30 protein-coding genes are annotated in these 25,286 nt (G+C 58.4%); 14 read left to right on the top strand and 16 right to left on the bottom strand.

Annotated elements, in window-relative coordinates:
* Nucleotides 1-30 precede the first annotated feature (30 nt).
* The 5 genes from SynPROS91_RS11135 to prfB all read right to left on the bottom strand — a co-directional run bounded on the left by SynPROS91_RS11135 (nt 31) and on the right by prfB (nt 3,027).
* Complete coding sequence (locus SynPROS91_RS11135; protein ID WP_186516897.1) at nt 31-627, bottom strand: aminodeoxychorismate/anthranilate synthase component II; 597 nt, start codon at nt 625-627, stop codon at nt 31-33.
* A 2-nt stretch (nt 628-629) separates the two neighbouring features.
* A complete protein-coding gene (locus SynPROS91_RS11130) occupies nt 630-1,103 on the bottom strand; it encodes a diacylglycerol kinase family protein (protein WP_186516895.1) in 474 nt (157 codons plus the stop codon).
* Between the two features lie 25 nt (nt 1,104-1,128).
* The gene (gene ybeY / locus SynPROS91_RS11125) at nt 1,129-1,662 is read right to left on the bottom strand and encodes an rRNA maturation RNase YbeY (protein ID WP_186516893.1); all 534 of its coding nucleotides are present in this window, start codon (nt 1,660-1,662) and stop codon (nt 1,129-1,131) included.
* Nucleotides 1,659-1,868, bottom strand: coding sequence for a DUF3285 domain-containing protein (locus tag SynPROS91_RS11120; protein ID WP_186516885.1), 210 nt, complete (start codon nt 1,866-1,868; stop codon nt 1,659-1,661). The genes ybeY and SynPROS91_RS11120 overlap by 4 nt, the downstream gene beginning before the upstream one ends.
* 30 nt (nt 1,869-1,898) lie before the next feature.
* Nucleotides 1,899-3,027, bottom strand: a protein-coding gene (prfB, locus tag SynPROS91_RS11115; RefSeq protein WP_186516883.1) for a peptide chain release factor 2 whose coding sequence is annotated in 2 segments (ribosomal slippage) — nt 1,899-2,951 and nt 2,953-3,027 — 1,128 coding nt in all. Because the reading frame shifts where the segments join, the coding sequence is not laid out codon by codon here.
* A gap of 81 nt (nt 3,028-3,108) precedes the next feature.
* Between prfB and grxC the strand changes: the two genes are divergently transcribed.
* Entirely contained in the window at nt 3,109-3,372 is a 264-nt protein-coding gene (gene grxC, locus SynPROS91_RS11110) for a glutaredoxin 3 (protein WP_186516881.1), read from the top strand.
* Between the two features lie 13 nt (nt 3,373-3,385).
* Nucleotides 3,386-4,312: a glutathione synthase gene (gene gshB, locus SynPROS91_RS11105; RefSeq protein WP_186519754.1), complete on the top strand. Its 927-nt coding sequence runs from the start codon at nt 3,386-3,388 to the stop codon at nt 4,310-4,312.
* Between the two features lie 27 nt (nt 4,313-4,339).
* On the opposite strand, the gene SynPROS91_RS11100 is transcribed toward gshB, so the two are convergent.
* Nucleotides 4,340-5,773 (bottom strand): isochorismate synthase MenF, encoded by a 1,434-nt coding sequence (locus SynPROS91_RS11100; RefSeq protein ID WP_186519752.1) that lies wholly within the window; start codon nt 5,771-5,773, stop codon nt 4,340-4,342.
* A 70-nt stretch (nt 5,774-5,843) separates the two neighbouring features.
* Between SynPROS91_RS11100 and menA the strand changes: the two genes are divergently transcribed.
* The 3 genes from menA to SynPROS91_RS11085 are packed head-to-tail and all read left to right on the top strand — an operon-like array spanning nt 5,844 to nt 9,074.
* Entirely contained in the window at nt 5,844-6,788 is a 945-nt protein-coding gene (gene menA / locus SynPROS91_RS11095; RefSeq protein ID WP_186516872.1) for a 2-carboxy-1,4-naphthoquinone phytyltransferase, read from the top strand.
* Nucleotides 6,789-6,793: 5 nt separating this feature from the next.
* Nucleotides 6,794-7,798: an o-succinylbenzoate synthase gene (locus SynPROS91_RS11090; RefSeq protein ID WP_186516870.1), complete on the top strand. Its 1,005-nt coding sequence runs from the start codon at nt 6,794-6,796 to the stop codon at nt 7,796-7,798.
* Nucleotides 7,785-9,074: an AMP-binding protein gene (locus tag SynPROS91_RS11085; protein WP_186516868.1), complete on the top strand. Its 1,290-nt coding sequence runs from the start codon at nt 7,785-7,787 to the stop codon at nt 9,072-9,074. Before SynPROS91_RS11090 ends, SynPROS91_RS11085 begins: the two co-directional genes overlap by 14 nt.
* Here the strand turns inward: SynPROS91_RS11085 and SynPROS91_RS11080 are convergent.
* Nucleotides 9,045-9,509, bottom strand: a complete 465-nt coding sequence (locus SynPROS91_RS11080) for a thioesterase family protein (protein WP_186516866.1) — start codon at nt 9,507-9,509, stop codon at nt 9,045-9,047. The two genes, SynPROS91_RS11085 and SynPROS91_RS11080, sit on opposite strands and share 30 nt — an antisense overlap.
* A gap of 29 nt (nt 9,510-9,538) precedes the next feature.
* A complete protein-coding gene (locus SynPROS91_RS11075) occupies nt 9,539-10,723 on the bottom strand; it encodes an NAD(P)H-quinone oxidoreductase subunit H (protein WP_186516864.1) in 1,185 nt (394 codons plus the stop codon).
* 45 nt (nt 10,724-10,768) lie between these two features.
* Here SynPROS91_RS11075 and rsmH point away from each other — a divergent pair, with 45 nt between their 5' ends.
* Both rsmH and SynPROS91_RS11065 read left to right on the top strand, forming a co-directional pair.
* Nucleotides 10,769-11,701: a 16S rRNA (cytosine(1402)-N(4))-methyltransferase RsmH gene (gene rsmH, locus SynPROS91_RS11070; protein WP_186516863.1), complete on the top strand. Its 933-nt coding sequence runs from the start codon at nt 10,769-10,771 to the stop codon at nt 11,699-11,701.
* Nucleotides 11,698-12,246: a DUF456 domain-containing protein gene (locus SynPROS91_RS11065; protein WP_186516861.1), complete on the top strand. Its 549-nt coding sequence runs from the start codon at nt 11,698-11,700 to the stop codon at nt 12,244-12,246. Before rsmH ends, SynPROS91_RS11065 begins: the two co-directional genes overlap by 4 nt.
* Here SynPROS91_RS11065 and SynPROS91_RS11060 read toward each other — a convergent pair.
* Nucleotides 12,233-12,991 (bottom strand): hypothetical protein, encoded by a 759-nt coding sequence (locus tag SynPROS91_RS11060; RefSeq protein ID WP_186516859.1) that lies wholly within the window; start codon nt 12,989-12,991, stop codon nt 12,233-12,235. The genes SynPROS91_RS11065 and SynPROS91_RS11060 overlap by 14 nt on opposite strands.
* 55 nt (nt 12,992-13,046) lie before the next feature.
* On the bottom strand, nt 13,047-14,228 hold the full coding sequence (locus SynPROS91_RS11055) for a cysteine desulfurase family protein (RefSeq protein ID WP_186516857.1): 1,182 nt from the start codon (nt 14,226-14,228) through the stop codon (nt 13,047-13,049).
* A gap of 3 nt (nt 14,229-14,231) precedes the next feature.
* Here SynPROS91_RS11055 and SynPROS91_RS11050 point away from each other — a divergent pair, with 3 nt between their 5' ends.
* Genes SynPROS91_RS11050 through SynPROS91_RS11040 form a run of 3 tightly spaced genes read left to right on the top strand, consistent with a single transcriptional unit; the run spans nt 14,232 to nt 16,498 of the window.
* Nucleotides 14,232-14,768, top strand: a complete 537-nt coding sequence (locus tag SynPROS91_RS11050; protein WP_255439774.1) for a hypothetical protein — start codon at nt 14,232-14,234, stop codon at nt 14,766-14,768.
* Between the two features lie 33 nt (nt 14,769-14,801).
* Nucleotides 14,802-15,515, top strand: a complete 714-nt coding sequence (locus SynPROS91_RS11045; protein ID WP_186516856.1) for a response regulator transcription factor — start codon at nt 14,802-14,804, stop codon at nt 15,513-15,515.
* Complete coding sequence (locus SynPROS91_RS11040; protein ID WP_186516854.1) at nt 15,515-16,498, top strand: RNA pseudouridine synthase; 984 nt, start codon at nt 15,515-15,517, stop codon at nt 16,496-16,498. Before SynPROS91_RS11045 ends, SynPROS91_RS11040 begins: the two co-directional genes overlap by 1 nt.
* A 54-nt stretch (nt 16,499-16,552) precedes the next feature.
* On the opposite strand, the gene bchM is transcribed toward SynPROS91_RS11040, so the two are convergent.
* Together bchM and SynPROS91_RS11030 are read right to left on the bottom strand one after the other, a co-directional pair.
* Nucleotides 16,553-17,266 carry a magnesium protoporphyrin IX methyltransferase gene (gene bchM, locus SynPROS91_RS11035; RefSeq protein WP_186516852.1) on the bottom strand — a complete coding sequence of 238 codons (714 nt, stop codon included), beginning with the start codon at nt 17,264-17,266 and terminating at the stop codon, nt 16,553-16,555.
* A gap of 27 nt (nt 17,267-17,293) precedes the next feature.
* Complete coding sequence (locus tag SynPROS91_RS11030) at nt 17,294-18,445, bottom strand: amidohydrolase family protein (protein WP_186516850.1); 1,152 nt, start codon at nt 18,443-18,445, stop codon at nt 17,294-17,296.
* Between the two features lie 57 nt (nt 18,446-18,502).
* Between SynPROS91_RS11030 and purE the strand changes: the two genes are divergently transcribed.
* Together purE and SynPROS91_RS11020 are read left to right on the top strand one after the other, a co-directional pair.
* Complete coding sequence (purE, locus tag SynPROS91_RS11025) at nt 18,503-19,057, top strand: 5-(carboxyamino)imidazole ribonucleotide mutase (RefSeq protein ID WP_255440003.1); 555 nt, start codon at nt 18,503-18,505, stop codon at nt 19,055-19,057.
* A 54-nt stretch (nt 19,058-19,111) separates the two neighbouring features.
* Complete coding sequence (locus SynPROS91_RS11020) at nt 19,112-20,191, top strand: AI-2E family transporter (protein WP_186516842.1); 1,080 nt, start codon at nt 19,112-19,114, stop codon at nt 20,189-20,191.
* Here the strand turns inward: SynPROS91_RS11020 and cysC are convergent.
* Together cysC and SynPROS91_RS11010 are read right to left on the bottom strand one after the other, a co-directional pair.
* Complete coding sequence (cysC, locus tag SynPROS91_RS11015) at nt 20,172-20,798, bottom strand: adenylyl-sulfate kinase (RefSeq protein WP_186516833.1); 627 nt, start codon at nt 20,796-20,798, stop codon at nt 20,172-20,174. The genes SynPROS91_RS11020 and cysC overlap by 20 nt on opposite strands.
* Before the next feature lie 81 nt (nt 20,799-20,879).
* A complete protein-coding gene (locus SynPROS91_RS11010; protein WP_186516831.1) occupies nt 20,880-21,206 on the bottom strand; it encodes a translation initiation factor in 327 nt (108 codons plus the stop codon).
* 39 nt (nt 21,207-21,245) lie between these two features.
* Between SynPROS91_RS11010 and SynPROS91_RS11005 the strand changes: the two genes are divergently transcribed.
* Both SynPROS91_RS11005 and trpB read left to right on the top strand, forming a co-directional pair.
* Entirely contained in the window at nt 21,246-22,205 is a 960-nt protein-coding gene (locus SynPROS91_RS11005) for a class I SAM-dependent methyltransferase (RefSeq protein ID WP_186516829.1), read from the top strand.
* Between the two features lie 38 nt (nt 22,206-22,243).
* Entirely contained in the window at nt 22,244-23,500 is a 1,257-nt protein-coding gene (gene trpB, locus SynPROS91_RS11000) for a tryptophan synthase subunit beta (protein WP_186516827.1), read from the top strand.
* A 329-nt stretch (nt 23,501-23,829) separates the two neighbouring features.
* Here trpB and hrcA read toward each other — a convergent pair whose 3' ends face one another.
* Both hrcA and SynPROS91_RS10990 read right to left on the bottom strand, forming a co-directional pair.
* Entirely contained in the window at nt 23,830-24,822 is a 993-nt protein-coding gene (hrcA, locus tag SynPROS91_RS10995) for a heat-inducible transcriptional repressor HrcA (protein WP_186516820.1), read from the bottom strand.
* A gap of 71 nt (nt 24,823-24,893) precedes the next feature.
* Nucleotides 24,894-25,244, bottom strand: coding sequence for a rhodanese-like domain-containing protein (locus SynPROS91_RS10990; RefSeq protein ID WP_186516818.1), 351 nt, complete (start codon nt 25,242-25,244; stop codon nt 24,894-24,896).
* Between the last annotated feature and the right edge of the window lie 42 nt (nt 25,245-25,286).

Here is a 25,286-nt window from a genome sequence, read left to right as displayed (position 1 = left end):
GTCTTCTTGCTCAGGAAGCTAGCAGTGATATCACTGGGGCTCTGCTTGACGCAGGAAGTTGGCCAGCAGCTGGTGCCCTGCTTCTGTGAGCACACTTTCCGGATGGAACTGCACCCCCTGCAGATGGGGGTAGTTGCGATGGCGCAGCCCCATGATCGTTCCGTCTTCTAGCCAGGCAGTGACTTCAAGGCATTCAGGGAGTGTTTCACGTTCAGCAATCAGGCTGTGATATCGGGTCGCGGTAAGGGGTTGGGGAAGCCCGGCGAAGACGCCTTCACCGCGATGCTGAACAGGAGAGGTTTTCCCATGCATCAGTTCTCTGGCTCTCACAACGCGTCCGCCGTAAGCCTGCGCGAGCGATTGATGCCCGAGGCACACCCCAAGGGTTGGGATGGTGGGTGAGAGTTGGCTTAAGACCTCGAGGCAAACACCGGCTTGATCCGGATCGCCTGGGCCAGGTGAAAGCAAAATGGCGGATGGATTGAGGTCGCGAATCTCCTCAAGGCTGAGGGCGTCGTTTCGCTCGACGCGTAGGTCGGTCGCCACCGGGAACTGGTTGGCAAGCTCCCCCAGGTATTGCACCAGGTTGAACGTGAAACTGTCGTAGTTATCGATAACCAGCAGCATGGTTAGAGGCCCAGGCGCAGAATCAGGGGTGGAAGCAGAAGCAGGAGCGCGATCAGCATGGAGCTGATCGCAGAGACGAGAACAGCGGCAGCAGCACAATCCTTGGCAATTCTGGCGAGGGGATGGAAGCGGCGGCCGATCGCCAAGTCCACCACCGCCTCAATGGCCGTATTGAGCAGCTCCAGCACCAACACAACAGCCACCGTGAGCACCAACACCGCCAGCTGGATGGCGGGAAGTTGGAGCCAAATCCCCATCCCTAAAACCAACCCTCCCGTACAAACGTGGATACGGAAGTTCCTCTGACTCACGAAGCCGTAGCCGAGGCCTTGGGCCGCGTAGCGGAAGCTGGAGGGGAGATCCCCCGCGATCCGCCAGGCACCCCGTTTGGCTGCACGATGTGCTCGCTGAGTGCTGCGCTGGCTGATCTCCTCCGGCACCGATGCTCCGTCTTCAGGGTTCAGCAGTGACTTCATCTGCTGATTCACAGTTGATCTCACCTCAGGAACGAACGTTACCGCCCATGCCAAGCAGCTGCTCCTGTTTTTGCAGCATTGCAGCCAGGGACTCTTCATCGGGATGATCCCAGCTCAGCAAGTGCAGAAGCCCATGACTGACCAACCAGCGCAGTTCCCTTTCCAGGCCATGCTCCTGTTCCAGAGCTTGACGACGGGCGGTGGGCACCGACACGACGATGTCTCCTAGCTCAAGCTCCTGGCCTGCACCCATCGGCATCTCACTCTCCAGAGCCGCAAAGGAGAGCACATCTGTTGGCGTGGGTTTCTGGCGCCAGCGGAGATTGAGTTCGGCGATGCTGGCGTCATCGAGTAGCGAGACCCCCAGACTGACCGAGTTGGAGGTCCTCACGACGTCGGGACAGTGATTGTTGCGGTCCTGACGAAGGGCTTCAATCCAAGCGCTTAATTCACACTCCCAGTCGCTGGCTTGTTGCAGCCTGGAGCGCGTGCCTTGGTCATCCGCTGGATCAATGAGGTCAGCGGCTGCAGGGCTGAAGGCCAGGTCGAGGCTGATCATTGCGGGAGTGTTGGTCGCCCCAACCAAGCCACCACAAGAATGAAACCAATGAAGCCTGCAGCGGTCAGGCCGAAATGGAACAGGCTCTGCCCGCCTTTGCGCACCATGTTGCGCATGGCCAATTTCACGAAACTCGGTGGTGGAGCTCCCTTGTCGGCGCTTTGGGGGGTGGAGGGACTGCTGTCGTTTTCGGGAGCCTGAGTCATGAAGGGATCATCGTGATAAGTGCACGTCGGTCAGCTGTCGTCGTCGCTGCCTGGGCGATCCACACCTTGGCGCAATAACGCCTGGATGAAGGGGTTGAGATCTCCATCCATCACGCCTTGCACATCTGTGGTCTCCTCTTGGGTGCGTAGGTCTTTCACCATTTGATACGGGTGAAAGACGTAGTTGCGGATCTGATTCCCCCAGGCTGCTTCCACAATGTCGCCGCGAATGTCGGCAATTTCTGCTGCACGCTGCTCCTGGGCAATCACCAGCAACTTCGCCTTGAGCAGGGCCATGGCCTTCTCCTTGTTCTGAAGCTGAGAGCGCTCTTGGGTGCAGCGCACCGCCAGGCCGGTGGGCACATGGAGGATGCGAACGGCCGTTTCCACTTTGTTGACGTTCTGCCCGCCTGCTCCGCCGGAGCGGGAGGTGGTGACCTCGAGATCTTTTTCAGGAATATCGAGCTCTACCTCTTCATCCAGCTTGGGCATCACTTCCACACCGGCAAAACTCGTTTGCCGTTTGTCATTGGCATTGAAGGGCGAGATCCGCACCAATCGATGGGTGCCCTTCTCGTTGCGTAAATAGCCGTAGGCATAGCGACCTTCGATCTCAATCGTGGTGCTTTTGATGCCAGCTTCCTCTCCCTCCGAGAGCTCATTCACGCTCACGCTCATCCCTTGGTCTTCGGCCCAGCGGGTGTACATGCGCAGCAGCATCTGGGCCCAGTCCTGGGCGTCGGTTCCGCCGGCACCGGCGTTGATGCTTAAGACCGCACCTTCTTTGTCGTATTCGCCACTGAGAAGGCGCTCCAACTCCCAGCGTTCTAGAGCGAGTCGCAGCTGATCGAGTCCTTGTTGAGCCTCGCCAAGGAGGTCTTCATCAGCCTCTAGTTCATAGAGCTCAAGGGTGGCTTGCCCATCGTCGATCGCTCCACGCCAATCCACAAGTTGCTGCAGCTGCGCCTTCACTTCGTCGAGGCGACGCATCTGCTTTTGCGCATTTTGCTGATCGTTCCAAAAGTCGGGTTGAGCGGCGAGTTGCTCGAGATCCTGTTGCCTGGCGTTCAGTGCAGGGACGTCAAAGACAGTCCTGGGCATGGCCCAGGCGGTCAGTGAGCTCGGAAAGATCGCGTTTGAAGTCTGTGAGATCCAGCAATGGTGCAAGGGAGTCTTCTGAACTCGACGCTATCAGCGCGGTCGTTCTGCATAAGATTCAGCCTTCGTATGCGGCAGTTCGATGGCCAAGGTTGAGATCTACACCTGGAGCACCTGTCCGTTTTGCGTGCGCGCCAAGGGTCTGCTTGACCGAAAAGGTGTTGCCTACGTAGAAGTCTCGGTGGATGGGGATGAGCCTGGACGTGATGCGATGGCGGCCCGAGGCAACGGCAAACGCAGCGTTCCTCAGATTTTTATCGATGACCAACACGTAGGGGGCTGCGATGAACTTCATGGCCTGGAGCGTGCAGGGAAACTGGATGCCCTGCTCGCCGGTCAGGCCTGAAGAGGTGTCTGCCATGCGACATCTCTTCGTGTTGGATCCGCTAGATCGGATCAACCCTGTAAAAGACTCCACAGCCGCCTTGATGCAGGCGGCCCAGCGCGCCGGCCATGAGGTCTGGGCATCCATTCCTGCTGACTTGATTGCACTCGGTGATGAGCCACTAGCGGTTGCGGTGCCAGTGCAGCCCGATCCCTGGGTTGAAATCGGCGAACCTGAACGCTGTCCGCTCAATCGCTTTGGAGCGATCTGGATGCGGAAAGATCCTCCAGTTGATGAGGCCTATCTCTATGCAACCCATCTGCTCGATGTGGCCGAGCGAGCGGGTGCCTTGGTGCTGAACCGTCCGGCATCGCTGCGTAGTTGGAATGAAAAGCTTGGCGCCCTGCGCTTCAGCCGCTGGATGGCCCCGACGTTGGTGTCGGGCCGTATTTCGGAGCTATCGGCCTTTGCGCGCGAACAAGAAGAAGTGGTTCTGAAGCCCCTCGGGGGCCGTGCTGGTTTAGGTGTTGTGCGTGTCTCAGCATCAGCACCTGGACTTGGTGCGTTGCTTGAACTAGTCACGGAACAGGGATCCCTTCCGGTGATGGCTCAGCGCTTTCTTCCTGCCGTTACCGATGGCGATAAGCGGATCCTGCTCGTGGATGGAGAACCACTGGGAGCTGTCAACCGCAAGCCCAAAGAGGGGGAATTCCGTAGCAACCTCGCCGTTGGTGGATTCCCGGAGGCCACGGAGCTCACGGAGCGCGAACGCTTGATTTGTGAGGCCTTGGCTCCGGCCTTGCGCTCGGAAGGTTTGTTCTTTGTGGGTATCGACGTGATCGGAGGAATGCTGAGTGAAATCAACGTCACCAGCCCAACGGGCATTCGCGAGGTGGAGCGACTGATGAATGTGCCCTTGGCCGACATGGTGATCGCTCGCCTGAGTGCTTCTTCGAGTTGATCTCAGGTGATAGATGCGCTCAAGCCGTTATCGATGGAGTTGCGACTGCGTTTGCTCCCTACTCCCTGAGTGAAGATCAAGCTGGTCGGCGAGAACGGCCAGCTTTTGGCTGACCTCTTGCAGTTCCCGTTCCGCAATCGATCCCTGCACAAGGCCCGCTCCTGCGGTGAGATCAAGTTGCTTTCCGCGTAGATGTCCGCAGCGGATGGCAACGCGCAATTCCGCATCCCCAGCCTGATCGATCCAACCGATGGGCGCGGCGTAGCCACCGCGCTCGAATGGTTCAAGCGTTTGCAGCCAATGCATGGCCTCCCGTCGTGGCAGTCCCGCTACCGCGGGAGTTGGGTGGAGTGCGGCTGCGAGGGCAAGCGCCTGGTGGCCTGAGGCATCGGCACTGATCGGGGTGTGTAGGTGGATCAGTTGGCCATGTCGCGCCAGTTGGGGGCGCCGCGGGCTTTGGGGTTGAAGTCCTTCCTCTCTGAGGCTCTCGCTGATCGCCTTCACCACGAGCTCATGTTCGTGGCGGTCCTTGTTCGACTGCATCAGGGTGTCTCCGCCTTCACCTCGACCAGCAGTGCCTGCTAGGGCATCACTGCGCAGCCGTCCGGTACGCAGGCTGAGCAGCCGTTCCGGCGAGGCTCCAAAAAAAGCATCATTGAATCCTCGCTGCCAGAGGAAGCGGCAGCTCCCGGTTTGCTGATGTCGCAGCCTCTCCAGCAGGCGCAAGGGAGAGAGGGGTGTGGTGAGTTCAATCGACTGACGCACAGCCAACACCAGCTTGTGCAGCGCTCCCTCATTCACTAACGCCAACCCTTGCTCGAGTGCGGGGCGATAGCGCTCTTGCCAGCAGCCCACGGGGGTGCCCAGGACCATTGCATCGTCTGGCTCATCTTGAGGTGAGGTTGCGTTGAGCGCGTCGGCCATCTGCCAAAGCGCCTCCACTAAGACACGCACATCGGATGCATCGGAGGCATGGCCGTGCATCCGCAACCAGCTTTGTTGGCCATGACTGCTGAGTTGCCAGCGGGGGAGCAGCGCTTGCAGGCAGGGAACTCTGTCAACACTCCCCTGTTGTTCCCTGCTTTGCTCGAAAAAGCTGAAGGCCAGCAGTACGCGGGAACGGGCTTGGCAAGGCGCCTCAGGGCTGGCATTGATCAGGCGTTGCAGGGTGGTGTCGCTGAAACGTTGAGCCAGCTCAAATCGCCGCGGACCTGCCAGGTCAAGGTGTTGGCATTGACCGGCCGCAGCGAGGCACAGGCCTGGGGCGCTGTCCCACAAGAATTGAAAGGAGCTTTCTCGCGCCAGGCATGGCAATTGCTTCAGCGGATCCTGAGGGGGCACCTGTAGGGCGATGCTGAACGTGCCCTCCTCCACTTGGCGCTGATGCCAGGCGCGCTGAGCCCTGTCCAGCAGTGTGCCGAAACGCTGAGCAGCCGTTGATTGTTGAAGTGCGGCTGTCATGTCCAGGCGAATCAGTGCAGCGTCCTGCTCAAATGTATGAGCCACATCGCAGTGTGTCTGGATCCTGCCCATGCCAGATCCCCAGGCTGTTGCATCCCGTTACTCCATGTCCGATCGCCGACGCCTTTGGAAGGCCGCCATTAAGTGGCGGATGTATTCCGTTGCAGTGATGCCCGTGCTGTTGGCGGCAGGTTGGCGCCTAGGGGGCGAGGAGGGGGTGCGTTGGTCCCAGTTCTCAGGCTTTTTGCTTGCGGCGGTGCTGCTGCTGCTCTGGGAAAACCTCAGCAATGATCTGTTTGATGCCGACACCGGTGTGGATGTTGTTGGCAAGCCCCATTCGATCGTGGCGTTGGTAGGGCAGCGAAGGCCTGTCCGGCGTTGGGCCTGTTTGGCGTTGATGCTTGGCTTAGGACTGATGCTGATGCTCGCTCTGCGCAGTTCGTTCGCGGTGCTCCCCCTTGTGCTCGTGAGCTGTGGACTCGGATATCTGTATCAGGGTCCACCCTTTCGCTTGGGATATCGGGGATGGGGGGAGCCGATTTGCTGGTTGGCTTTTGGCCCCTTTGCGACGGCGGCTGCGCTGCTGGTGCTGGCTCCTTCTAACCAAGCAGCTGTGCCTTGGGGACTTGCGCTGATGCTTGGCTCAGGGCCTGCTTTGGCCACGTCTCTGGTGTTGTTCTGCTCCCATTTTCATCAGCTGGAAGAGGACGAAGCCCATGGCAAATGCTCCCCGGTGGTGCGCTTGGGTACGGCCAAAGCTGCCAGCTTGGTGCCTTGGTTTGTTGCCGGTACTCTCGCGCTGGAATGGGTGCCAGTCGTTCACGGTGATTGGCCGCTCACGGCCCTATTCGGCGCGATTGGCCTACCAGCGGCAGCAGCGCTGATTCGTTTGCTTCGAGATCACCATGCCGAACCGGATCGAATCGCTGGTAGCAAATTTTTGGCGCTCCGTTTTCAGACTCTCAACGGTCTTGGCTTAAGTGCGGGATTAGCGCTGGGACCCCTCCTGAGTTGAAAGGCATGGAGCTTCGGTTGCAGATCAAGCCCTATGGGTTCAACCTCAACCGGCCGTTGCACACCGCTGCCGGAGTGTTGCAGCACCGTCGCGGTTGGGTGTTGCGCTTAGAAGACTCGGCCGGCCGTCTTGGTTGGGGAGAGGTGTCGCCCTTGGAGGCTGAACAGCATGAGGCTTGCCAGGCCGCCTTGGTTCGGATGATGGGGCTTGGGGTGGTCTGGACTGTCAGCAGCCTTGAACACTGGATCGCAACAGGTCCAGCTGCGTTGGCTTTCGCCATTGGTGCTGCCCTGGCTGAGCTTGATGGCGAACTGGGGAGTGCCTCCTCTGCTGGTTGGCTCCAGGCGCCAATGTCGGCGTTCTTGTTGCCGGCAGGAGTCGCGATGCGGGATGTACTGGATCGCCTGCTGGCCTCAGTGGATCCCAACCTGCCGTTCACGCTGAAGTGGAAGGTGGCGGTCTGCGATCACGAGGAGGAGTGGTGCTTGCTCCAGGGTCTGCTCGACAAGCTTCCGGCTTTGGCACGTTTGCGGCTGGATGCCAATGGTGGCTGGGACAGGCTTCAGGCTTGGCAATGGGTGGAGCGGCTTCGTGGAGATTCGCGCCTGGAGTGGTTAGAGCAACCGCTTGCGGCCGATGATTGGGAGGGCCTTCAGGCCATCGCTGCGGTGGTGCCGGTGGCTCTGGATGAGTCCTTGCAGGCCTATCCCACCTGGCGTGATCATTGGGAGAGCTGGCAGGTGCGCCGACCCTTGTTGGAGGGAGACCCAAGGCCTCTCCTGCGGGATCTGCTTCGGGGCAGGCCTCGCCTCATGCTGAGCACAGCGTTTGAAACCGGGATCGGTGGTCGCTGGTTGGCGCACTTAGCGGCCCTCCAGGCTCAAGGGGAAACCCCGGCAGCTCCTGGCTTGGCCCCGGGGTGGTGTCCAGCTGGCCCGTTGTTTAGTCCCGATCCGGCAGAGGTGTGGGCCGCAGCTGAGATGAGCGAGGAGTGCGATGAGCATCCTTGAACAGTTGCGATGTGATCCAGAGAGCCCATCCACTGTGGCTGGATCTCTCCTTCCTGCCCTCGAGCGGGGGAATTGGGTGCGCTTACTGGGTCCCCAGGATGTTCTGCTTGAGGCTCCTAAGGCTCTGCCGGCGGGGCCTGGATTGGTTCTTTCCACCGGTGGAAGCAGCGGTGGTCGACAGCTTTGTCTTCAGCCATCAATCCATTTGGATCGATCGGCCGCGGCGACTGGCCGTTGGTTGCATGCGCTCGGACTAAATGCATCGCAAGTGATCGTTTGGAATCCGCTGCCCTTTCAGCACATCAGTGGCTTGATGCCTTGGTGGCGAGCTCAGCAGTGGAATGTTGCCCATGTATGGCTGTCACCAGCTTTGATGAAAAGCCCTCAGGCTTTGCTGAAGGAGTCCTGTCAGCGCTCCGATTGGGACTCCATGCCGATGGTGCTTTCACTCGTGCCCACTCAGCTCGGGCGCTTGTTGGCCGATCCTGCAGGTGTGCTCTGGTTGCAAGCGATGGCGCTGATTTGGGTGGGTGGAGCAGCGTTGCCATCCGAGCTTGCTGCGAAGGCCCGCGCGCTGGGGATCAAGCTTGCGCCTTGTTATGGGTCCACAGAAACGTCCGCGATGGTGGTGGCTCAATCCCCTGAGCGCTTTCTGGATGGGGAAGAGGGAGTGGGTGAGCCCCTCGATGACGTTGAGCTGCGGGTGGAGGCGAACGGTGCGCTGGCGGTGCGCTGCAGGCGTCTCGCGATAGGCCGTTGGAAGCCTGATGGGGATGGATCGCTGGCTGCACGATCGAGGCAGCCGTCTTTTAGACCCCTGACCGATGCGGATGGCTGGTGGAGCTCTGGAGACGCTGCTTGTTTTCAAGGGTCTGCGGCAACTCCGCAGCTCACGCTGCTGGGCCGCCTGGATGGTGCGATTCACTCCGGTGGGATCACGGTCTTCCCAGAGCAGCTAGAGGCTCGCTTGATGGCTGCTGCGCGAGAGGTTGGCCTCCCGCTGAAAGCAGTGCTGTTTCTCGGCGTTCACGACCGCGAATGGGGGGAGCGCCTCGAAGCACTGGTGTGTTGGCAGGAAGCGGAGCAAGACCCTGCCAGATCCGTAGCAGCAATGCTTTCGATCAAGACCCTGACGGATCGTTGGTTGCCGCCAGAACGACCGCGGCGTTGGCATCACTGTGCTGATCTTGCGTCAACCACTGCTGGCAAGTGGGAGCGCACACACTGGCGGGCTTGGCTGAAGGATTTAGAGCGTTCCAATGGTGCCGATTGCTGATGCTTCCAGCCAGCGATCGATTGCTTCTGGCAAAGCACAGCGTCGTCGCGTTTCAGCGTTGATTGCCAGTTGGCGAATGATCCCTTTGGCGACGTTGGTGTCGTCGATTTGAAAGAGGAAGCGCACCTCGTATTGGCTGGGATCCACCCTGGTCGGCGTCAGTGTCACGACTAAGTGATCGCCACCATGCACAGGACGTAAAAAATCGGCTGCGCAGTGCACCACCGGCAAAGCGATGATTGGTGGATCTTGTGCTGCTCTGCATCCAGGAAAAAGATCCGCTGCGGCAATCCCGTAGCGCTCAAGACTGTCCTCCCATGCTTCATGGCACCAGCGCAACAGTTGGTGGAAGTGCATCACACCAGCTGCATCGGTATCGCCAAAACGCACGATGCGCTCAAGCTTTAACCACTCATCTGGGGAACGAAAGGCCAAGGTTCAGTTGCGTCAGGACTCCAGAGTGGTCAGCGATCAACGGATCCCATGATCACGTCGATCGAGCCCAAGATCGCCATGATGTCGGCAACTTTGTGTCCCTTGAGGATGTGAGGAAGGATTTGGAGGTTGTTGCTGTCAGCGGCCCTGATCTTGAAGCGCCAGGGGGTCACATCGTTGTTGCCCTGGATGAACACTCCGATTTCGCCTTTGCCTGATTCCAGGCGGGTGTACAGCTCGCCATTCGGGATCTTGAACGTAGGCGCCACTTTTTTGGCCACGTATTGGTAGTCGAATCCTGCAAAGGGACTGTCTTTCCCTTCCGCCATGCGGTGGGCTTCGAGATTTTCGGTGGGGCCGCCGGGGATCATGTCGCAGGCTTGGCGCAGGATTTTTAGCGATTGACGCATCTCTTCGATGCGGACGCGATAGCGAGCAAAGCAGTCACCCTCCTTCTCGCAGACCACATCCCAATCGAAATCGTCGTAACACTCGTAATGATCCACCTTGCGGAGATCCCAAGGCACACCGGAAGCTCGCAGCATTGGACCTGACAAGCTCCAATTGATCGCCTCTTCTCTGCCGATCACGCCAAGCCCTTCAATGCGGCGACGGAAAATTGGGTTGTTGGTGATGAGTTTTTCGTACTCATCGATTTTTGGACCAAACCAGTCGCAAAAATCCCGACATTTTTCCAACCAGCCCCAGGGCAAATCGGCGGCAACGCCACCGATGCGGAAATAGTTGTTGTTGATGAGTCGCTGGCCCGTGGCCGCTTCCCAGAGGTCGTAGATCATCTCCCGTTCACGGAAGATGTAAAAGAACGGTGTTTGGGCACCAACATCAGCGAGGAAGGGGCCAAGCCAAAGCAGGTGGTTGGCGATCCGGTTGAGCTCCAGCATCAAGACCCGGATGTAGCTAGCCCTCTTGGGCACCGGGATATTGGCGAGGCGCTCAGGAGCGTTCACCACGATGGCTTCATAAAACATGCCCGCGGCGTAGTCCATACGGCTCACGTAGGGCACGTACATCACGTTGGTGCGGTTCTCGGCGATCTTCTCCATGCCGCGGTGGAGGTAGCCGATCACCGGCTCGCAATCCACAACGTCTTCACCGTCCAGGGTTACGACGAGCCTCAGCACCCCATGCATGGAGGGGTGATGGGGGCCGAAGTTGACCACCATCGGCTCGGTGCGCGTTTCCAGCTGCGTCATGGTGAGCCGAGGTTCATTGCGTTATCGGGATCTTAGGAAGGACCGATGCCCGATCACTCGCTGTCTTCCGGTGTGGCGTTCAGCCACGTGCCCGTATTGGCTGAAACGCTGATGCGGATTTTGTCTGAGCAGCCCCCATCCCTTTGGCAGAACACAGCTGTGATTGACGCCACTCTTGGCGGTGGTGGGCATAGCAAACTCATCTTGGAACGCTGTCCTGGCTTGCGTTTGCTTGGCTTGGATCAGGACCCCACGGCCAGGGCTGCTGCTGCTTCCAGGCTGGAGCCCTTCCTTGAGCGCGTCCAGATCGTGCCGGTCAACTTTGCTGCGTTTGAACCACAGGAACAGGTGTCGCTGGTGCTGGCAGACCTTGGGGTGAGCAGTCCCCAATTAGATGTGGCCTCCAGAGGATTCAGCTTCCGGCTGGATGGTCCTTTGGACATGCGCATGAACCCAGCGGCTGGAGCTGAAACGGCAGCGGATCTGATCGAGCGGCTGGATGTGAATGCCCTGGCTGACTTGATTTACGCCTTTGGCGAGGAACGCTTGTCTCGCAGGATTGCTCGACGGATCAAGGCGGATCTGGAGGCAGAAGGCGCCTATTCGGGCACGGCGGCGTTGGCCTATGCCGTGGCTGGTTGTTACCCCCCGAAAGCCAGGCGGGGAAGGATTCATCCCGCCACGCGCACCTTTCAGGCATTGCGGATTGCTGTGAACGATGAACTGGGAGTGCTGGACCGATTGCTGCAGATTGCGCCCGGTTGGCTGAAGCCTGATGGTCTCCTCGCGATCATCAGTTTTCATTCGTTGGAGGACCGCCGGGTTAAAACCGCCTTTCTTCAGGACGAGCGGCTCGAACGGGTCACGCGCAAACCGTTGATGGCGTCAGAACAGGAGCAGGCAGACAATCCGCGCAGTCGCAGCGCAAAACTCAGAATTGCCAGGCGGAGGCCCGACACCGCTCGGCCTGAGGGATGAGCATCCCTTGGTCTTCAGATTGGTGGTGGTGGATGGCGCTGTTGGTGCAGCTGCTGGCGATTCCGGGCACGCTCTTTCCCCTGCTTCCAGGCTTGATTTGGCTTCCGGTGGGTGGATTGATTTGGATCGTTGCTGTCGGATGGCAACAGGCCTGGCCTGAGCTCGTTGTCGCTTTGGTGTTGTTTGGTCTGGGCCTTGTGGCCGACCTGTTGGCTTTGGGCCTTGCATCGGCGCGTCTCAAGGCCAGCCGTTGGTCTGCAGCAGGTGCCGGGGTGGGGCTGCTCTTGGCAGTGTTGGGCCTGCTTCCGGCCTTGCCTTTTGGAGGCCCACTGCTTGGGGCCTTGTTCGGCCCTTGGCTTGGTGCGCTGGCGGTGGAGACCTGGGTCACAAAAAAGCCACCCCGGAATTTGGGGTGGCTTGAGGCGCTGCGCCAGGGATCCGTGGTGGGATTGGCTGTTGTGGCCGGACTTCTGGTGAGTCGTCTGGCTCAACTGGCCTTGGCACTGCTCGGTGTGGCGGCTTTTATTGGACTCAGCTCTCGCTAAGAAAACCGGTTTGGTCTTCTGTGCCAAACAGTTGGCGATAGGCCGCTGTTGAGATGCAGATCACCAAGGGGCTAGCCACCAGAAGGCCCACTCCGTTGAGTAGAAGTCCAAGGCCCAGGATCACAACTTCCACGATCAGGAGCAAGAGCATCCACCCCCAGTTGGGATCCACGACGGCTCTGCCGCGCTGGATTTTTTGAAGAGGATGGCCCTCTCCCATGATCGCGATGAAGGGAAGGAACTTTTGGTTCACTCCCAAATACAGGAACACGATGCCAGCCACGAGGCCAGGAATCACGGCCAAGGCCTGATTGATCTGGAACAGGCCCGTGCCGATGGCAATGGCGATGAACAAAATGATCGCAAGAACAACGGCCAGCACTAGCTGGTTAATGAACAGGCGACCTGCGGCTTGGCCATCCCAGTGGGTGAGGTCTCCAAAGGAGGGCTTATGGCCACTAAGGGCCTTCCATGCTCCGCGAATCAGACCTGTAACCGCCCATAGGCTGATCACGGTGCTGCCAATCACGGAGACAATCATCAGCAGGACCGTGCCTGGATCGAAGCCTGATCCTGCAGAGGATCTGATGGTGGCTGCATGGCTCATCACCTGAAAGATCAGCCCTAACGCCCCCGATAGCAGGGTGAAAAGCACAAAGGGCAATGGGGCTTTGCAGAAGCCTGACCAGCCATCTTCAATTGCTTGCAGGACGTGGAGCCTGCTGCTCTCCGTGGTGTCGCTCATGGCCAGATGTTGATGAAAAGGCTTGGCCGGAAAGTAGCGAGCAGCACCATTTATTTCATGGTTTATGACGCAATTGGTGGATGACGTCGTTAATTGCCTGAATGGCTTGGTCGATCTCGTGCTCCGTGGTGCTTCGCCCCAGGCTGAGTCGTAGGGAGGCTTCCGCCTCTTGGCGGCTTCGACCTAAGGCCATCAGCACATGGGACGGTTCACCGCGACTGCAGGCCGATCCACTGCTACAGGCCACGCGGGATCTCAGTGCTCGATGCAGCTTGCTTCCGGAGATGCCTGGAATCGTGATGTTGAGATTGTGCGGCAGTCTCTCGATGGCATCTCCGTTGAGAAGCACCGTGGGCTGCCTCTGCTTCAGGCCCTCCCAAAGTCGATTGCGCAAACGTTCGAGGCGCTGACTGCGGCTAGCGAGATCGCTTCGTGCCAACTCGGCCGCTTTGGCAAATCCGATGATGAGTGGCACCGGCAAGGTGCCAGGTCTCAACCCCCGTTCTTGCCCCCCTCCCCATTGCAGCGGCTCGACCGCTAAGTCCAGGTTGCAGATCAGGGCGCCGACCCCTTTGGGTCCATTCAGCTTGTGGGCGCTAAGGCTGAGAAAATCTGCGCCAAGACGTTGGCTGTCTAAGGGGATGTGGCCGAAGGCTTGAGCGGCATCGCTATGCAGCGTCACACCCTGATCTCTGCAGATGGCCGCGACTTCAGGGAGTGGCTGGATGACGCCGATTTCGTTATTGGCCAGCATCACACTCACCAATTGGGTGTCTTTGGTGATGGCGTCCTCAAGCTTTTTTGGGTCGAGGAGACCATCCGGCCCTGGCGGGAGAAGGGTGATGCGAAAGCCTTCTCGCTGAAGCTGCTGAAGCGGATCGAGAACTGCGTGATGTTCGCTGACCATGCTGATCAAATGCCCTGCTTGCCCCCTCTCTCGGGCGATGGCTCGTGCATGACCGAGCAGGGCAATGTTGTTGGCCTCTGTGGCCCCGCTGGTGAAGACCAGCTGTTCGCTTGAGCAATTCAAGCAATCGCTTAATTGTTCTCGGGCCACTTGCACGGCGGCGGCGGCCGTCAGCCCTAGCCGATGCTGCCGGCTAGAAGGATTGCCCCACAGTTCACTCCACCAGGGCTCCATGGCCTTCACCACATCCTTGTGACATGGCGTTGTGGCTTGATGGTCGAGGCCAATCGGTGCCGATTGAGTCAAGACGTTGTCGGAACTTGGCAGCATGGTGTGAGTCTGTCCTCTTTTCAGATGCGTGCGGCTTATTGGATCACCAGCTTGAGTCTGCTCGCGATCAGTGTTGTGCAGCCTGGCTTGGCAGAAAAATCCTTTCGTCAGAAGGTTCTTGAACAGATGCGGGCGTCTCGGCCTGCCGATCTGGTCGTGCTCGAGACGCGTGAGCTGGGAGGCACCTCCACTCTTGGGATTTTTGCCATCCAGGTGGATTCGGCTGATCCTGCTCTGAGGCATTACAAGCTTTGGAGGGAATCGCCTGAAAATCTGATCATCCCCACGGAATCGCTGAGTTGCAGTCGGACGGAGCCCATGCGTGTCACACGCGATCAGACCGCGATCTACCTAAACCGACTGAACCCTGGCGGTTTGATTACCTCGGCGAATAGGGAGCACCATCTGGTGTGGTGGGCTGCCTGTGAGCCAGATCATGCTGGTAGAGACCCCTCTGCGTTAACAGAGAAGGCCAAGGCGTTGGGTTTTTCCACCCTGCAGGTGGAATCCCAAGAAATTTTGCAGTTGCCAAGCCAATAGCGCCTCTAGATTTCACGGAGATATGTCAGGTCCATGACGGAGACTCCAAGCGAGGTTCTGAACCCACGGTTGCTGCTCGTCGATGACGAGCCTGGTTTGCGCACCGCCGTTCAGGCCTACTTAGAGGACGAAGGGTTTGATGTCACGACGGCCGAGGACGGGGAAGAAGGATTCAGCAAAGCCCAGCAAATGCTGCCAGATGTCGTCATCAGCGACGTGATGATGCCTCGCCTTGATGGCTATGGCTTGCTTCGCAAGCTTCGCGAAGACGAGCGTTTGGGAGGAACGCCAGTGATTTTTCTAACTGCCAAAGGAATGACGGCGGATCGCACTCAGGGCTATCTCGCAGGCGTGGATGACTACATCCCCAAGCCTTTTGACCCTGATGAACTCGTCGCGAGGGTGCGCAATGTTGCCCAGCGGCAGCAGCGGTTGTTGCAGGAGGCAGCACGGTTCGCTGATACCGACATGGGTCAGATGGCCAAGCAGATCACAGAGATCCGCTCGCTTCTCGCCCAGGCAGATGCCCTACCCAACCAGGATCCGGTCCAACACAATTTCACTCCAAGGGAGGCAAGTGTGTTGCAGCTTGTGGCTGAGGGCCTGATGAATAAGGAGATCGCGCGGCAGCTCGAGACCTCGATTCGCAATGTGGAGAAGTACGTGAGCCGGCTCTTCATCAAAACGGAAACCTCCAGCCGCACGGAGCTCGTGCGTTATGCCCTTCAACATCATCTTGTGACCTGATGGCTGAGCCGGCGGAATGGCGGCCGGCGGCGTTGAATAACGGCTGGACGTACTGCGACCGGGTTCGACAACGGGAACAGTCCACTCGATTGAGCAGTGTTCTGGCGCAGCGCCATCGCCATTCCTGTGCAGCGACTTGGCAGCAGCGCTTGGCCAGCGGGGAAATCACCCTGAATGGTTTGGCTTGTCCCGATGACGTCGAGGTGAAGGCTGGCGATTGGATTCGTTGGGCGCGTCCTCCCTGGGTGGAGGCTGCGGTTCCTGATCAATGGGAGGTCATTCACGATGACGGCGATGTGCTGGTCGTGAACAAGCCCTCAGGATTGCCGGTGATGCCAGGTGGCGGCTTCCTTGCACACACTCTGACGTCATTGTTGGAGTGGAGGAGCCGCTCTGAAGGAGAGGCCTTGGTGCCAAAGCCGATTCATCGCCTCGGACGGTTCACGTCTGGCCTTCAGGTTTGCGCCCGTCGGCCCGAAACCCGGGCAGCGTTGTCGAAGCAATTTCGACCTAACGGTGATTGCCGAAAAACGTACCTGGCCTTAACGGAGCGTATGGAGAGTCTTCAACAAGGTCAGACGCTTGTCATCCAAACCGATGTTGTGGAGAGGCAGCATCCGTTGCTCGGTTGGATTTGGGGACCAGTGCCGCCCACGCCTGAGCCAGTGCGTAAGCGCTTATCGGCTCACTCTTCAGTGCAACTGAGGGAGCGACGCGAGACGGGAGATCTTTTGGAAGTGCTGATCCATACAGGCCGCCCCCATCAGATCCGCATTCATCTCTCTCAACTTGGGTGTCCCTTGCTCGGAGATCCCTTGTATCAAGCCGATCAGGGCCTGACGGCAACTGCAACCCCAGGTGATGGTGGGTATCAATTGCACGCTTGGCGCCTGGAGGGTTTGCGTTGGCCGCCAACGAAGCAGCTATCGCTCCATGCTCAGCCGCCCAAGCTGTTGGGAGTCCAAGACGGTGCTGGGCGTTGAAGCGACGATCAACCACTGAAGTGATTCGAGCTGAGTGCAATCCATTGCCTGAGATCAGCTCTTTTGGAATTCAACAAGGCGCGAGAAGTAAAAAGGTGCTTTGTTCAAGCTGCGACGAATCAGCTTGAATCCGCAGGATTCAGCGGCTTGCACAATTCCTGTTTCCTTCAGGGTGTAAGCGCGGGTGGTTTTGCTGGGGCCAGGGAACAGTTGTCCGATGCCCTTAAGCAATGCCAGCAAAGGGGTGTAAGGAGCGAAGCTCACGATCAGCCTCTGCTCGGTGAGGCTGCAGAGGTGGCGAACCATCTCCTCTGCCGCTGGTTGTGGGTAGTGAATGAACACATCCAGGCAGCACACGGTATGAAACGAGCCGCTGAGGCTTTCGAGATCACTGGCGAAGAAATTGAGCTTGCTCATGTTCAAGCCCGCCTCTTCGGCGCGGCGCTGAGCCTCGTTCGCCATCGCCTCAGAAATGTCGCTGGCGTTGATGGAGCCAGCGCCCATCTCTGCTAAAGGCAAGCTGAGACTGCCGACTCCGCACCCCGCATCACAGAAGCTCACGTCGCTGAGCTCGCCACTTTCCTTGATCCAGCTCAACACCTCATCCACGGTCTTCTGGTGACCAATGCGAATGTTGCGCTGCACCTTGTTCACATCATCTGTTTCGCTGTAGATGCGATTCCAGCGTTCGAACCCTGTGGTTTCGAAGTACCCCTTCACCTCCTGCTTTTCAGCCTGCGTGTCGTCCAGCAGGGACTCGGGTGACATGGCATCAGACGGAAGGGTCGCGAAATCTTAGTCAGCGTGTTGCCAGCTGAGGGTTTTGGTCTCGCTATCCCAATGCCAGCGCAACAGCTCGTTCAGAGAGCGTCCAAGCATCTGGAACGTTGCTTGGGCACTGAGGACCTTCCTGGGTGCAACGGTTGCGGCATAAATGGCAGCACTTGGATGGGAACTCCAGCGGGCCAGCCGCTTCACTCCCTCAAGCAGCGGCAAGGTCACGCCTGCAAGGGTTCCATCCTCAAGCCGGCAGGTGCCATCGGCAACCAGAAGCGCACGCTCATCCCAGTGGTGAACACCGTCTTTTAATCCGTAGGGGGCGAGTGCGTCGCTCACGAGCACGAGTTGATCGCCTGCCAGTCGCTGCAAGAGCACCGCCATCGTGGGGTCCACGTGAACCCCATCAGCAATCAGGCCGAGTGCAATGTCATCCCGCAGACAGGCGGCTCCGATCGGTCCGGGATTGCGGTGATGCAACCCCTGCATCGCATTGAAGCTGTGGGTCAGCATCGTTACGCCCCTTTCAAACGCTGCGTTGGCCGTGGTTGCATCCGCTGTGCTGTGACCAAGGGCCATGCGAATGCCCAGGCCACAAAGGTGGTCGATCAAGGCCGCGGCCCCATCGAGTTCTGGAGCGAGTGTGACTAGGGCAATCTCGTGCTCAAAGCCGCTGATGCGTGCCTTGAGTTCGGCCATGGTTGGACTGGCGAGGTGATGGCGCGGATGGGCTCCCCGTCTTGATTCGGCAAGAAAAGGGCCTTCTAAATGGGCACCAAGCAGCTGGCAGCGATAGGGCTGGTGAGCTTCACGGGCCTGCCTGAGCACAGCAAGGGCTCGGCGCAAGGGCTCAACGCCGCACGTCACAAGGGTGGGACTGATCGCTTCCAAGCCATCGCGCCAGAGCTGATCGAGGAGTTGCAGGAGTTGTGGCAACGCAGTCTCTGTCAGTTCTGGGAACGGCAGTCCCAAGCCTCCATTGATCTGGAGGTCCACACCCATCGGACTGAGCACATCTCCGCGCCAGCTTTCACCAGCGATGGCAGACCCATCAGGCATCAGCCCCAGATCAACAATGCGGTTTTGCTGATCGATCTGAAGCCACCACTGCTGAGAGTGCCCGTCCTTATTGGTGCTGTGGGGCAAACAGACGTGTGTGATCCGGCGCATGGGGAATGGTCCTTTGATGCCAGTGCGGGACGATGGCAGTCTCGCTGCAAGCTTGCTGTGTCCAAGCCATCGGAGCCCACAATCGTCGCCACTCCCCGTGTTGCAGTGATCATGGGGAGTGATTCTGATTTGCCGACCCTGAAGCCAGCGGTTTCGGCTCTTGAAGAACTAGGCGTCAAGGTTGAGGTGCGTGTGCTTTCGGCCCATCGCACTCCACTGGAAATGGTTGACTTTGCCCGCCATGCCAAACAGCTGGGATTCCGGGTGATCGTTGCTGGGGCAGGCGGTGCTGCCCACCTTCCAGGAATGGTGGCCTCACTCACCACACTTCCTGTGATCGGTGTTCCTGTGAAGAGTCGAGCTCTCTCGGGAGTGGACTCCCTGCATTCCATCGTTCAGATGCCTGGGGGAATCCCTGTGGCCACGGTTGCGATCGGAGGAGGTTTAAACGCTGGTTTGCTGGCCGCTCAGATTCTGGCAATCAGTGATTCGGCCCTCTCGGAACGACTGGAGGCGTATCGCCAGCAACTTCACGACATGGTGGTTGACAAGGATGCCCGCCTCAACGATCTCGGTACTGACGCGTATCTCGATTCCATGTCGAGTAGCTGATCACACAGCTTCGATCGTGGTCCGCTTCACAGTTCATTCTCAACGGAACGTTTGATGTTCGGTCCTGCCTGGATGCGTTGGGGACTAGCTCTACCTCTTTTAACGCTCAACTTATTTGTGTTGCGTCAGCTGCTTGTGCCGCTAGCGCCCTTCCCGGGGTTGTTCTTGACGGCGGCTCTGATCGCCTTCCTCCTCAACATCCCCTCCCGCTGGCTTCGTGCCCGGGGTCTTCCAAGTTGGCTTGCGATCACCCTTGTTTTTTTGGCGGCTGTAGGAATCCTGGTGATCTCAGGCATGACGTTGGTGCCCCTTTTGATTGATCAACTCGCGCAATTGATCAATGCCTTGCCAGGTTGGCTTGAAGCATCCCAAGGGTTGATCGGCCGTCTCCAGGAATGGGCGATGGCCCGTGGTTTGCCAAGTGAATTCGGAGATCTGAGCAGCGATGTGCTGACGCGTGTCAGTCGCATAGCGAGTCAATTCAGTCAACAGTTGCTGAGCATCCTTGGTGCGACCCTTGGCACCACCATTAATACCGTCATCGTCCTGGTGCTGGCGGTGTTCTTTCTGCTGGGAGGAGAGTCCATCACAGCAGGGTTGGTGCGTTGGTTACCGCAAGAGTGGCGCCAGCTGGTTGTGACCACAATCACCCGCACCTTTCGGGGCTATTTCGCGGGTCAGGTCGTGCTCGCCTTGATTTTGAGCGCCGGTCAGATTGCGGTATTCACGTTGTTGAAGATCCCTTATGGCGTGTTGTTTGCCGTCTTGATTGGCTTAACCACGTTGATCCCCTACGCCAGTGCCTTCACCATCGTTGCGGTGAGCCTTTTGTTGGCTGTGCAAGATCCCGGAATGGGCCTAGCCATTCTGGTGGCAGCGATTGGCGTAGGTCAGATTGTGGATCAGGTGATCCAGCCACGCTTGATGGGGAGCATCGTTGGCTTGCAGCCGGCTTGGCTGCTGATTGCTCTCCCGCTTGGTGCGAGAGCGGGCGGTCTATTCGGTTTTGGAGAACTTCTGGGTCTGTTGCTAGCCGTGCCAGTGGCCAGTTGCATCAAAACCCTGATCGATGCCTGGGCTGATCGTCAGGGCTTTGATCTCCCTTCAAGAACGATCAGCTCTGCGCAGGAATGATTGTTTGGTCGACCAGATAACGGATGACCTGTTCAACGCAACTGTCCAGGCTGTTGTTGCCTGTGTTGACGTTGAGCTCAGGCTGTTCGGGTGCCTCATAGGGGCTGGAGATTCCAGTGAATTCTTTGATTTCTCCCGCACGCGCTTTGGCATAGAGCCCTTTGGTGTCGCGTTCTTCGCAAACGCTGAGATCGGCTGCGCAGTGGATCTCGATGAAGTCTCCCGCGTTGACAAGGGCCCTGGCTTTGTCGCGGTCAGCCCGGAAAGGGGACACAAACGCAGTCAGAACGATCACGCCTGCATCGAGGAACAGCTTGGCCACCTCGCCGATGCGACGGATGTTCTCTTCTCGATCGGCGTCGGAAAAGCCCAAGTCCTTGCAGAGGCCGTGGCGAACGTTGTCGCCGTCCAACACGTAAGTAGCAAGTCCGCGTTCAAATAAAGCAGCGTTCACGGCATTGGCCAAGGTGCTTTTGCCCGCCCCGCTTAAGCCTGTAAACCAGAGGATCGAACTGCGGTGCCCGCGTTGCTCAGCGCGAGTGTCGCGATCGACCGAGGCCTGGTGCCAAACGATGTTGGTGGCTTTTGGATTGTCGGCGGCGGCCATGAACGGAACGCGAATGATGGCATTGTCTCGTGGCGCAAACGACCATTGCCCAATCTCCTCATCAAGCCGGAGGCTGAGGTCTCAGCCTCCGGCTCTCTTGGGCTTGTATCCCTCTTTCTTGAGGTATTCGAGACTGAGCTCAACCTGATCACCCTGCAATTCGATCACGCCACCCTTTGCGGTGCCGCCGCTGCCAATCCGCGTTTTCAACTTTTTCAAGAGGGCTTTGAGGCCATCTGGATCCACCTCAAGACCTCGGATCACCGTGACGGTCTTGCCCCCTTTCCCTCCTCGCGTGGGCTGTACCCGAACGACCTGTTCATCCTTGGGTGTCGCCCCTGCTGAGGGTCCAGTGGGGCGTTGCAGACTGTCGGCACTGCTGAATTCCTGCCAGCCTCCCTTGCGCATGAGCCATTCGCATCCCTTCCCATCCTGCCCCTTCTCGCGATGAGTGAGACCGCTCCCGCTCCCCAATGGGCTGATTCCAGTCGGGGTCTAGGCCGTTGGATTGAACGGTTGATCGGCATTCGCCTCTTGCGTCGCCCGCTGTTTTTTCAAGCGCGACAGCTGATCATCCGAACGGCTGAGCGCAACGGGATTCCATGGCGAAAGCGACGCTCTGAATTGCGGGAGGCTGCCGCTCCTCTTCTGGCCAAGAGCCGTAGCGAGGGTCTGGTTCCTCCCGCCTATTACCAAGCGCGTTTCCATGCCTATGAGCAGGGCAACCTCTGCTGGCAGGCAGCAGCGGAGGCTGAGCAAGCCACCGATGCGATGGCCCTGCGCATTTGGCCTGAGGAAAAGCTGGCACCGCTGCAGGCTCAGACGCGACTCCGCAATGCGATTCATGCGCTGGTGGAACCACTCCTAAGCGATTCCATCCACGAAGTTTTGGATTTGGGTTGTTCCGTTGGAGTCAGCACCCAAGCGCTTGCCCGTTGGTTGAACGACCGGGCAGATCAACGTGGCCTGAAGAGGCCACGGCTGATCGGTTTAGATCTCTCACCAGAGATGCTGGCTGTGGCACGGGTTAGAGATGGCGACAGCTTGATCAGTGAGTGGTGCCATGCCGCCGCCGAGCACACCGCTTGGGCGAGCGAGACGTTCGATTTCATCAGTCTTCAGTTCGTTTGCCATGAGCTACCTCAAAACGCCACCCGTGAGGTCTGTGCGGAAGCCGCGCGTCTTCTTAAGCCTGGGGGCGTGCTGCTGATGGTGGATCAGGATCCAGCTTCATCGGTGTTGCAACGCCTGCCAGCCGCCGTTGCGACCCTCCTGAAGAGTACGGAGCCTTACATCGAGGACTATTTCGGTCTCGATATGAGCGCCACCCTTCTGCAGGCTGGGTTTCGAGATCTGCGCATTACGGCCTGTGATCCACGACATCGTGTGATCGCCTGTTTACGCTGACGCATCGCAAGACGCCGTTTCAGCGGCCTGCCAGACCTGTGACAAGCACTCTGCCAACTGCCAGCACACCCGATCCCGCCAGCCTGACGCCTTCGGTTCGTCCTGAAGCGCATGGCCGGTTTGGACGTTACGGGGGGCAGTACGTCCCCGAAACACTGATGCCAGCGCTGGCGGAGCTTGAGCAAGCGGCGGCTGAAGCTTGGAAGGACTCAGCCTTCACCACTGAGCTCAACCGCCTGTTGAAATCGTATGTGGGGCGAGCCACCCCGCTCTACGAAGCTGAGCGTCTGACCGCTCATTACCGCCGTTCTGATGGTGGTCCACGCATCTGGTTGAAGCGTGAAGATCTCAATCACACGGGTGCGCACAAAATCAACAATGCCCTCGGTCAGGCTTTGTTGGCCTTGCGCATGGGCAAGAAGCGGATCATTGCTGAAACCGGTGCCGGTCAGCATGGTGTGGCTACAGCAACGGTCTGCGCTCGTTTCGGCCTGGAGTGCGTGGTTTACATGGGGGCTGAAGACATGCGTCGTCAGGCGCTGAATGTCTTCCGAATGCGCTTATTGGGAGCCACTGTTCAGCCGGTCACGGCAGGGACGGCCACTTTGAAAGATGCCACGAGCGAAGCCATCCGCGATTGGGTGACCAATGTGGAAAGCACCCATTACATCCTGGGATCCGTGGCTGGCCCCCATCCCTATCCCATGTTGGTGCGCGACTTTCATGCGGTGATCGGCAATGAAGCCCGTGAGCAATGCATGGAGTCCTTTGGGCGGCTCCCTGATGTGTTGTTGGCCTGTGTGGGTGGGGGTTCCAATGCAATGGGCCTCTTTCATCCGTTCGTGCAAGACACCTCTGTTCGCCTGATTGGCGTTGAGGCCGCTGGTGATGGAGTCGAAACCGGTCGTCATGCCGCAACGATTACTGAGGGCCGAGTGGGTGTATTGCACGGGGCGATGAGCTTGCTGCTTCAAGATCAGGACGGCCAGGTGCAGGAAGCGCATTCCATCAGCGCTGGTCTTGATTACCCCGGCGTGGGGCCAGAGCATAGTTATCTCCGCGAAATTGGCCGCGCTGAATATGGTGCCGTGACGGACGATGAGGCGATCTCAGCGTTACGGCTCGTGAGTGAGTTGGAGGGAATCATCCCAGCGTTGGAAACGGCCCATGCGTTTGCTTGGCTGGACATGTTGTGCCCAACGCTTCCTGATGGCAGCGAAATCGTGATTAATTGTTCTGGTCGTGGTGACAAAGATGTGAATACCGTGGCAGAAAAACTCGGAAGTCAGCTTTGAAGACTTTGCTTCCGAGTTGCTAAAAACTCCTAAGAAGTAGGCGTCGAAATAATGCGTTTGCAATGGCAAAGGCAGCTTTTAGGTGAGGGTCCGTCTAAGTGAAGCGTCTTTGCAAGTAGCTAAGAGCTGGATAGCTCGTTGAGTAGCGAATCAATCTTTTCACTAGTACTTTTCGGTCTCATAGAGACAATCCTGGTGCTCTTTCGGCTGAAATCAATCCTGTTTCGTTGTCAGATTGATACCGCTCAAATGGCAAACAATGCACCCCCATGCTTAGTCCGAGGACGATTGCGAGACGTATCTTCAGTGCTCTCCCTTGGAACGCCATGTCAGTTCAGGAGATAGTCGAGATGATGAGCGGCACTCCTCACAGCAGCAAGTGCTGTGGCGTAGGCCATGCGCATCGGACCCACAAGCGCCACGTGCCCTACTCCGTCAGCGGCGCTTGTGTAGGTGGCTTGGACCACTGAGCAGTGGTGAAGGGCTTGCTCGGGATGTTCTTGGCCAATCCACACGCCATATCCAGGACCTGGAGCGGAGAGAGTCAGGGCTGCGGGACTCTGATCCATTAGTTCCAGGAGTGGTCTGACCTTGGCGCTTTGGCTGAATTCAGGCTCGGCAATGAGCCGAGACACTCCATGAAACAAGGCCTTGGTTTCTTGTGAGGTCTGCAAGCTCTGATGACTGTGAATGGCATCGCGGAGGGCCTTGCCGCAGGCCTGAAGTTCTCTTGGAAGTGCATTCCAATTCAAACTGCCATTGCTGTCGAGCTGCCGACGCGCCCACTGATCCATCGCTTCAATTTGATGCTCACTGCCATGGGGCAGCCGCAAGTTGAGATGACTGGCTTGGCTGGAATTCTCCACCAACATCACCAGCAAGCGCTCTTCGCTGCGAACCAGTCGGATGTCTTCCAACGCTGGTTGCCTTTGCGTGGGGTGAGTGATCAGGCTCATCAGTCCCGTGAAATCGGTGAGCCGTCTTGCCATGTTTTGAAGCAAATCATCAAGAGCTGCCCAGCGAAGGCTGAGTTGGGTTAACTCTTGATCGAGGTGTTGGGAGATCGTCCCGGGTCTAGGGAGCAGGCAATCCACGTAATGCCGGTATCCACTGGGGCTTGGAACCCGTCCGGCAGACGTGTGTGGTTGGGTGAGAAGACCCCGTTGCTCTAGAGCCCCCATGGCAGAACGCACGGTGGCAGCACTGGCATGCAGATCGAACCTCTGAACCAGGGTTCGACTCCCCACTGGCTCAATGGTGTCAACGTAGTGGTGCACCGTGGCCTTGAGCACCTCCTGTTGTCGGCGGGGCAACGGCTGCACAGGCACACAATCAGCCCAATGATCGTACGGAGGTTTTCTCTTGGATTGGCGGCGTTGTCATGAACCGCTGCTCAGTAACGAGGAACGCTCGGATCGACCTCCACACTCCAGGCATGAATGCCACCTTCTAAGTTCCAGACGTCGTAATCCGCTCCTTGCTCTAAGAGCCAGCAGCCAAAGTTCCTGCTGCGAATCCCGGCATGACAAATCACCACGATGGGCTTGCTGGTTGTCAGCCTTGTGGGCAGATCGGAAAGCCAGAGACTTGATTCACTCAGCGGTAGATGTTCCACTTGTCCGGGGAAGGGCGCGATCTCCAGTTCGGAGTGCTCGCGAACATCAACGAGCTGAAGGGCGTTTCCGCTCGACAACCACTCGTGAAGGTCTCTTGCGCTGATGGATTGGGGTGAAGAGGATGTCATGGGATTCATCATGAACAAAGATGAGGCCATTCCCACGCCTGC

This window comes from Synechococcus sp. PROS-9-1 (assembly GCF_014279775.1).
GTDB lineage: Bacteria > Cyanobacteriota > Cyanobacteriia > PCC-6307 > Cyanobiaceae > Synechococcus_C.
This window is presented reverse-complemented; position numbering and strand designations above follow the sequence as displayed.

What these genes read in the sequence shown, in the direction of transcription:
- bchM (WP_186516852.1), bottom strand. Translation starts at nt 17,266, where the DNA reads ATGTCACCCGAGTCCCTGCTGGACGACACGCAGGCTGAAAAGCAGGAG.
- SynPROS91_RS11010 (WP_186516831.1), bottom strand. Translation starts at nt 21,206, where the DNA reads ATGCGCAAGGGAGGCTGGCAGGAATTCAGCAGTGCCGACAGTCTGCAA.
- SynPROS91_RS11060 (WP_186516859.1), bottom strand. Translation starts at nt 12,991, where the DNA reads ATGAGCGACACCACGGAGAGCAGCAGGCTCCACGTCCTGCAAGCAATT.
- SynPROS91_RS10990 (WP_186516818.1), bottom strand. Translation starts at nt 25,244, where the DNA reads ATGACATCCTCTTCACCCCAATCCATCAGCGCAAGAGACCTTCACGAG.
- SynPROS91_RS11085 (WP_186516868.1), top strand. Translation starts at nt 7,785, where the DNA reads ATGAGCATCCTTGAACAGTTGCGATGTGATCCAGAGAGCCCATCCACT.
- SynPROS91_RS11090 (WP_186516870.1), top strand. Translation starts at nt 6,794, where the DNA reads ATGGAGCTTCGGTTGCAGATCAAGCCCTATGGGTTCAACCTCAACCGG.
- ybeY (WP_186516893.1), bottom strand. Translation starts at nt 1,662, where the DNA reads ATGATCAGCCTCGACCTGGCCTTCAGCCCTGCAGCCGCTGACCTCATT.
- SynPROS91_RS11045 (WP_186516856.1), top strand. Translation starts at nt 14,802, where the DNA reads ATGACGGAGACTCCAAGCGAGGTTCTGAACCCACGGTTGCTGCTCGTC.
- SynPROS91_RS11120 (WP_186516885.1), bottom strand. Translation starts at nt 1,868, where the DNA reads ATGACTCAGGCTCCCGAAAACGACAGCAGTCCCTCCACCCCCCAAAGC.
- cysC (WP_186516833.1), bottom strand. Translation starts at nt 20,798, where the DNA reads ATGGCCGCCGCCGACAATCCAAAAGCCACCAACATCGTTTGGCACCAG.
- grxC (WP_186516881.1), top strand. Translation starts at nt 3,109, where the DNA reads ATGGCCAAGGTTGAGATCTACACCTGGAGCACCTGTCCGTTTTGCGTG.
- SynPROS91_RS11020 (WP_186516842.1), top strand. Translation starts at nt 19,112, where the DNA reads ATGTTCGGTCCTGCCTGGATGCGTTGGGGACTAGCTCTACCTCTTTTA.
- SynPROS91_RS11130 (WP_186516895.1), bottom strand. Translation starts at nt 1,103, where the DNA reads ATGAAGTCACTGCTGAACCCTGAAGACGGAGCATCGGTGCCGGAGGAG.
- SynPROS91_RS11005 (WP_186516829.1), top strand. Translation starts at nt 21,246, where the DNA reads ATGAGTGAGACCGCTCCCGCTCCCCAATGGGCTGATTCCAGTCGGGGT.
- rsmH (WP_186516863.1), top strand. Translation starts at nt 10,769, where the DNA reads ATGCCCGATCACTCGCTGTCTTCCGGTGTGGCGTTCAGCCACGTGCCC.
- SynPROS91_RS11135 (WP_186516897.1), bottom strand. Translation starts at nt 627, where the DNA reads ATGCTGCTGGTTATCGATAACTACGACAGTTTCACGTTCAACCTGGTG.
- gshB (WP_186519754.1), top strand. Translation starts at nt 3,386, where the DNA reads ATGCGACATCTCTTCGTGTTGGATCCGCTAGATCGGATCAACCCTGTA.
- SynPROS91_RS11040 (WP_186516854.1), top strand. Translation starts at nt 15,515, where the DNA reads ATGGCTGAGCCGGCGGAATGGCGGCCGGCGGCGTTGAATAACGGCTGG.
- SynPROS91_RS11055 (WP_186516857.1), bottom strand. Translation starts at nt 14,228, where the DNA reads ATGCTGCCAAGTTCCGACAACGTCTTGACTCAATCGGCACCGATTGGC.
- SynPROS91_RS11075 (WP_186516864.1), bottom strand. Translation starts at nt 10,723, where the DNA reads ATGACGCAGCTGGAAACGCGCACCGAGCCGATGGTGGTCAACTTCGGC.
- menA (WP_186516872.1), top strand. Translation starts at nt 5,844, where the DNA reads ATGCCAGATCCCCAGGCTGTTGCATCCCGTTACTCCATGTCCGATCGC.
- SynPROS91_RS11100 (WP_186519752.1), bottom strand. Translation starts at nt 5,773, where the DNA reads ATGACAGCCGCACTTCAACAATCAACGGCTGCTCAGCGTTTCGGCACA.
- SynPROS91_RS11065 (WP_186516861.1), top strand. Translation starts at nt 11,698, where the DNA reads ATGAGCATCCCTTGGTCTTCAGATTGGTGGTGGTGGATGGCGCTGTTG.
- SynPROS91_RS11030 (WP_186516850.1), bottom strand. Translation starts at nt 18,445, where the DNA reads ATGCGCCGGATCACACACGTCTGTTTGCCCCACAGCACCAATAAGGAC.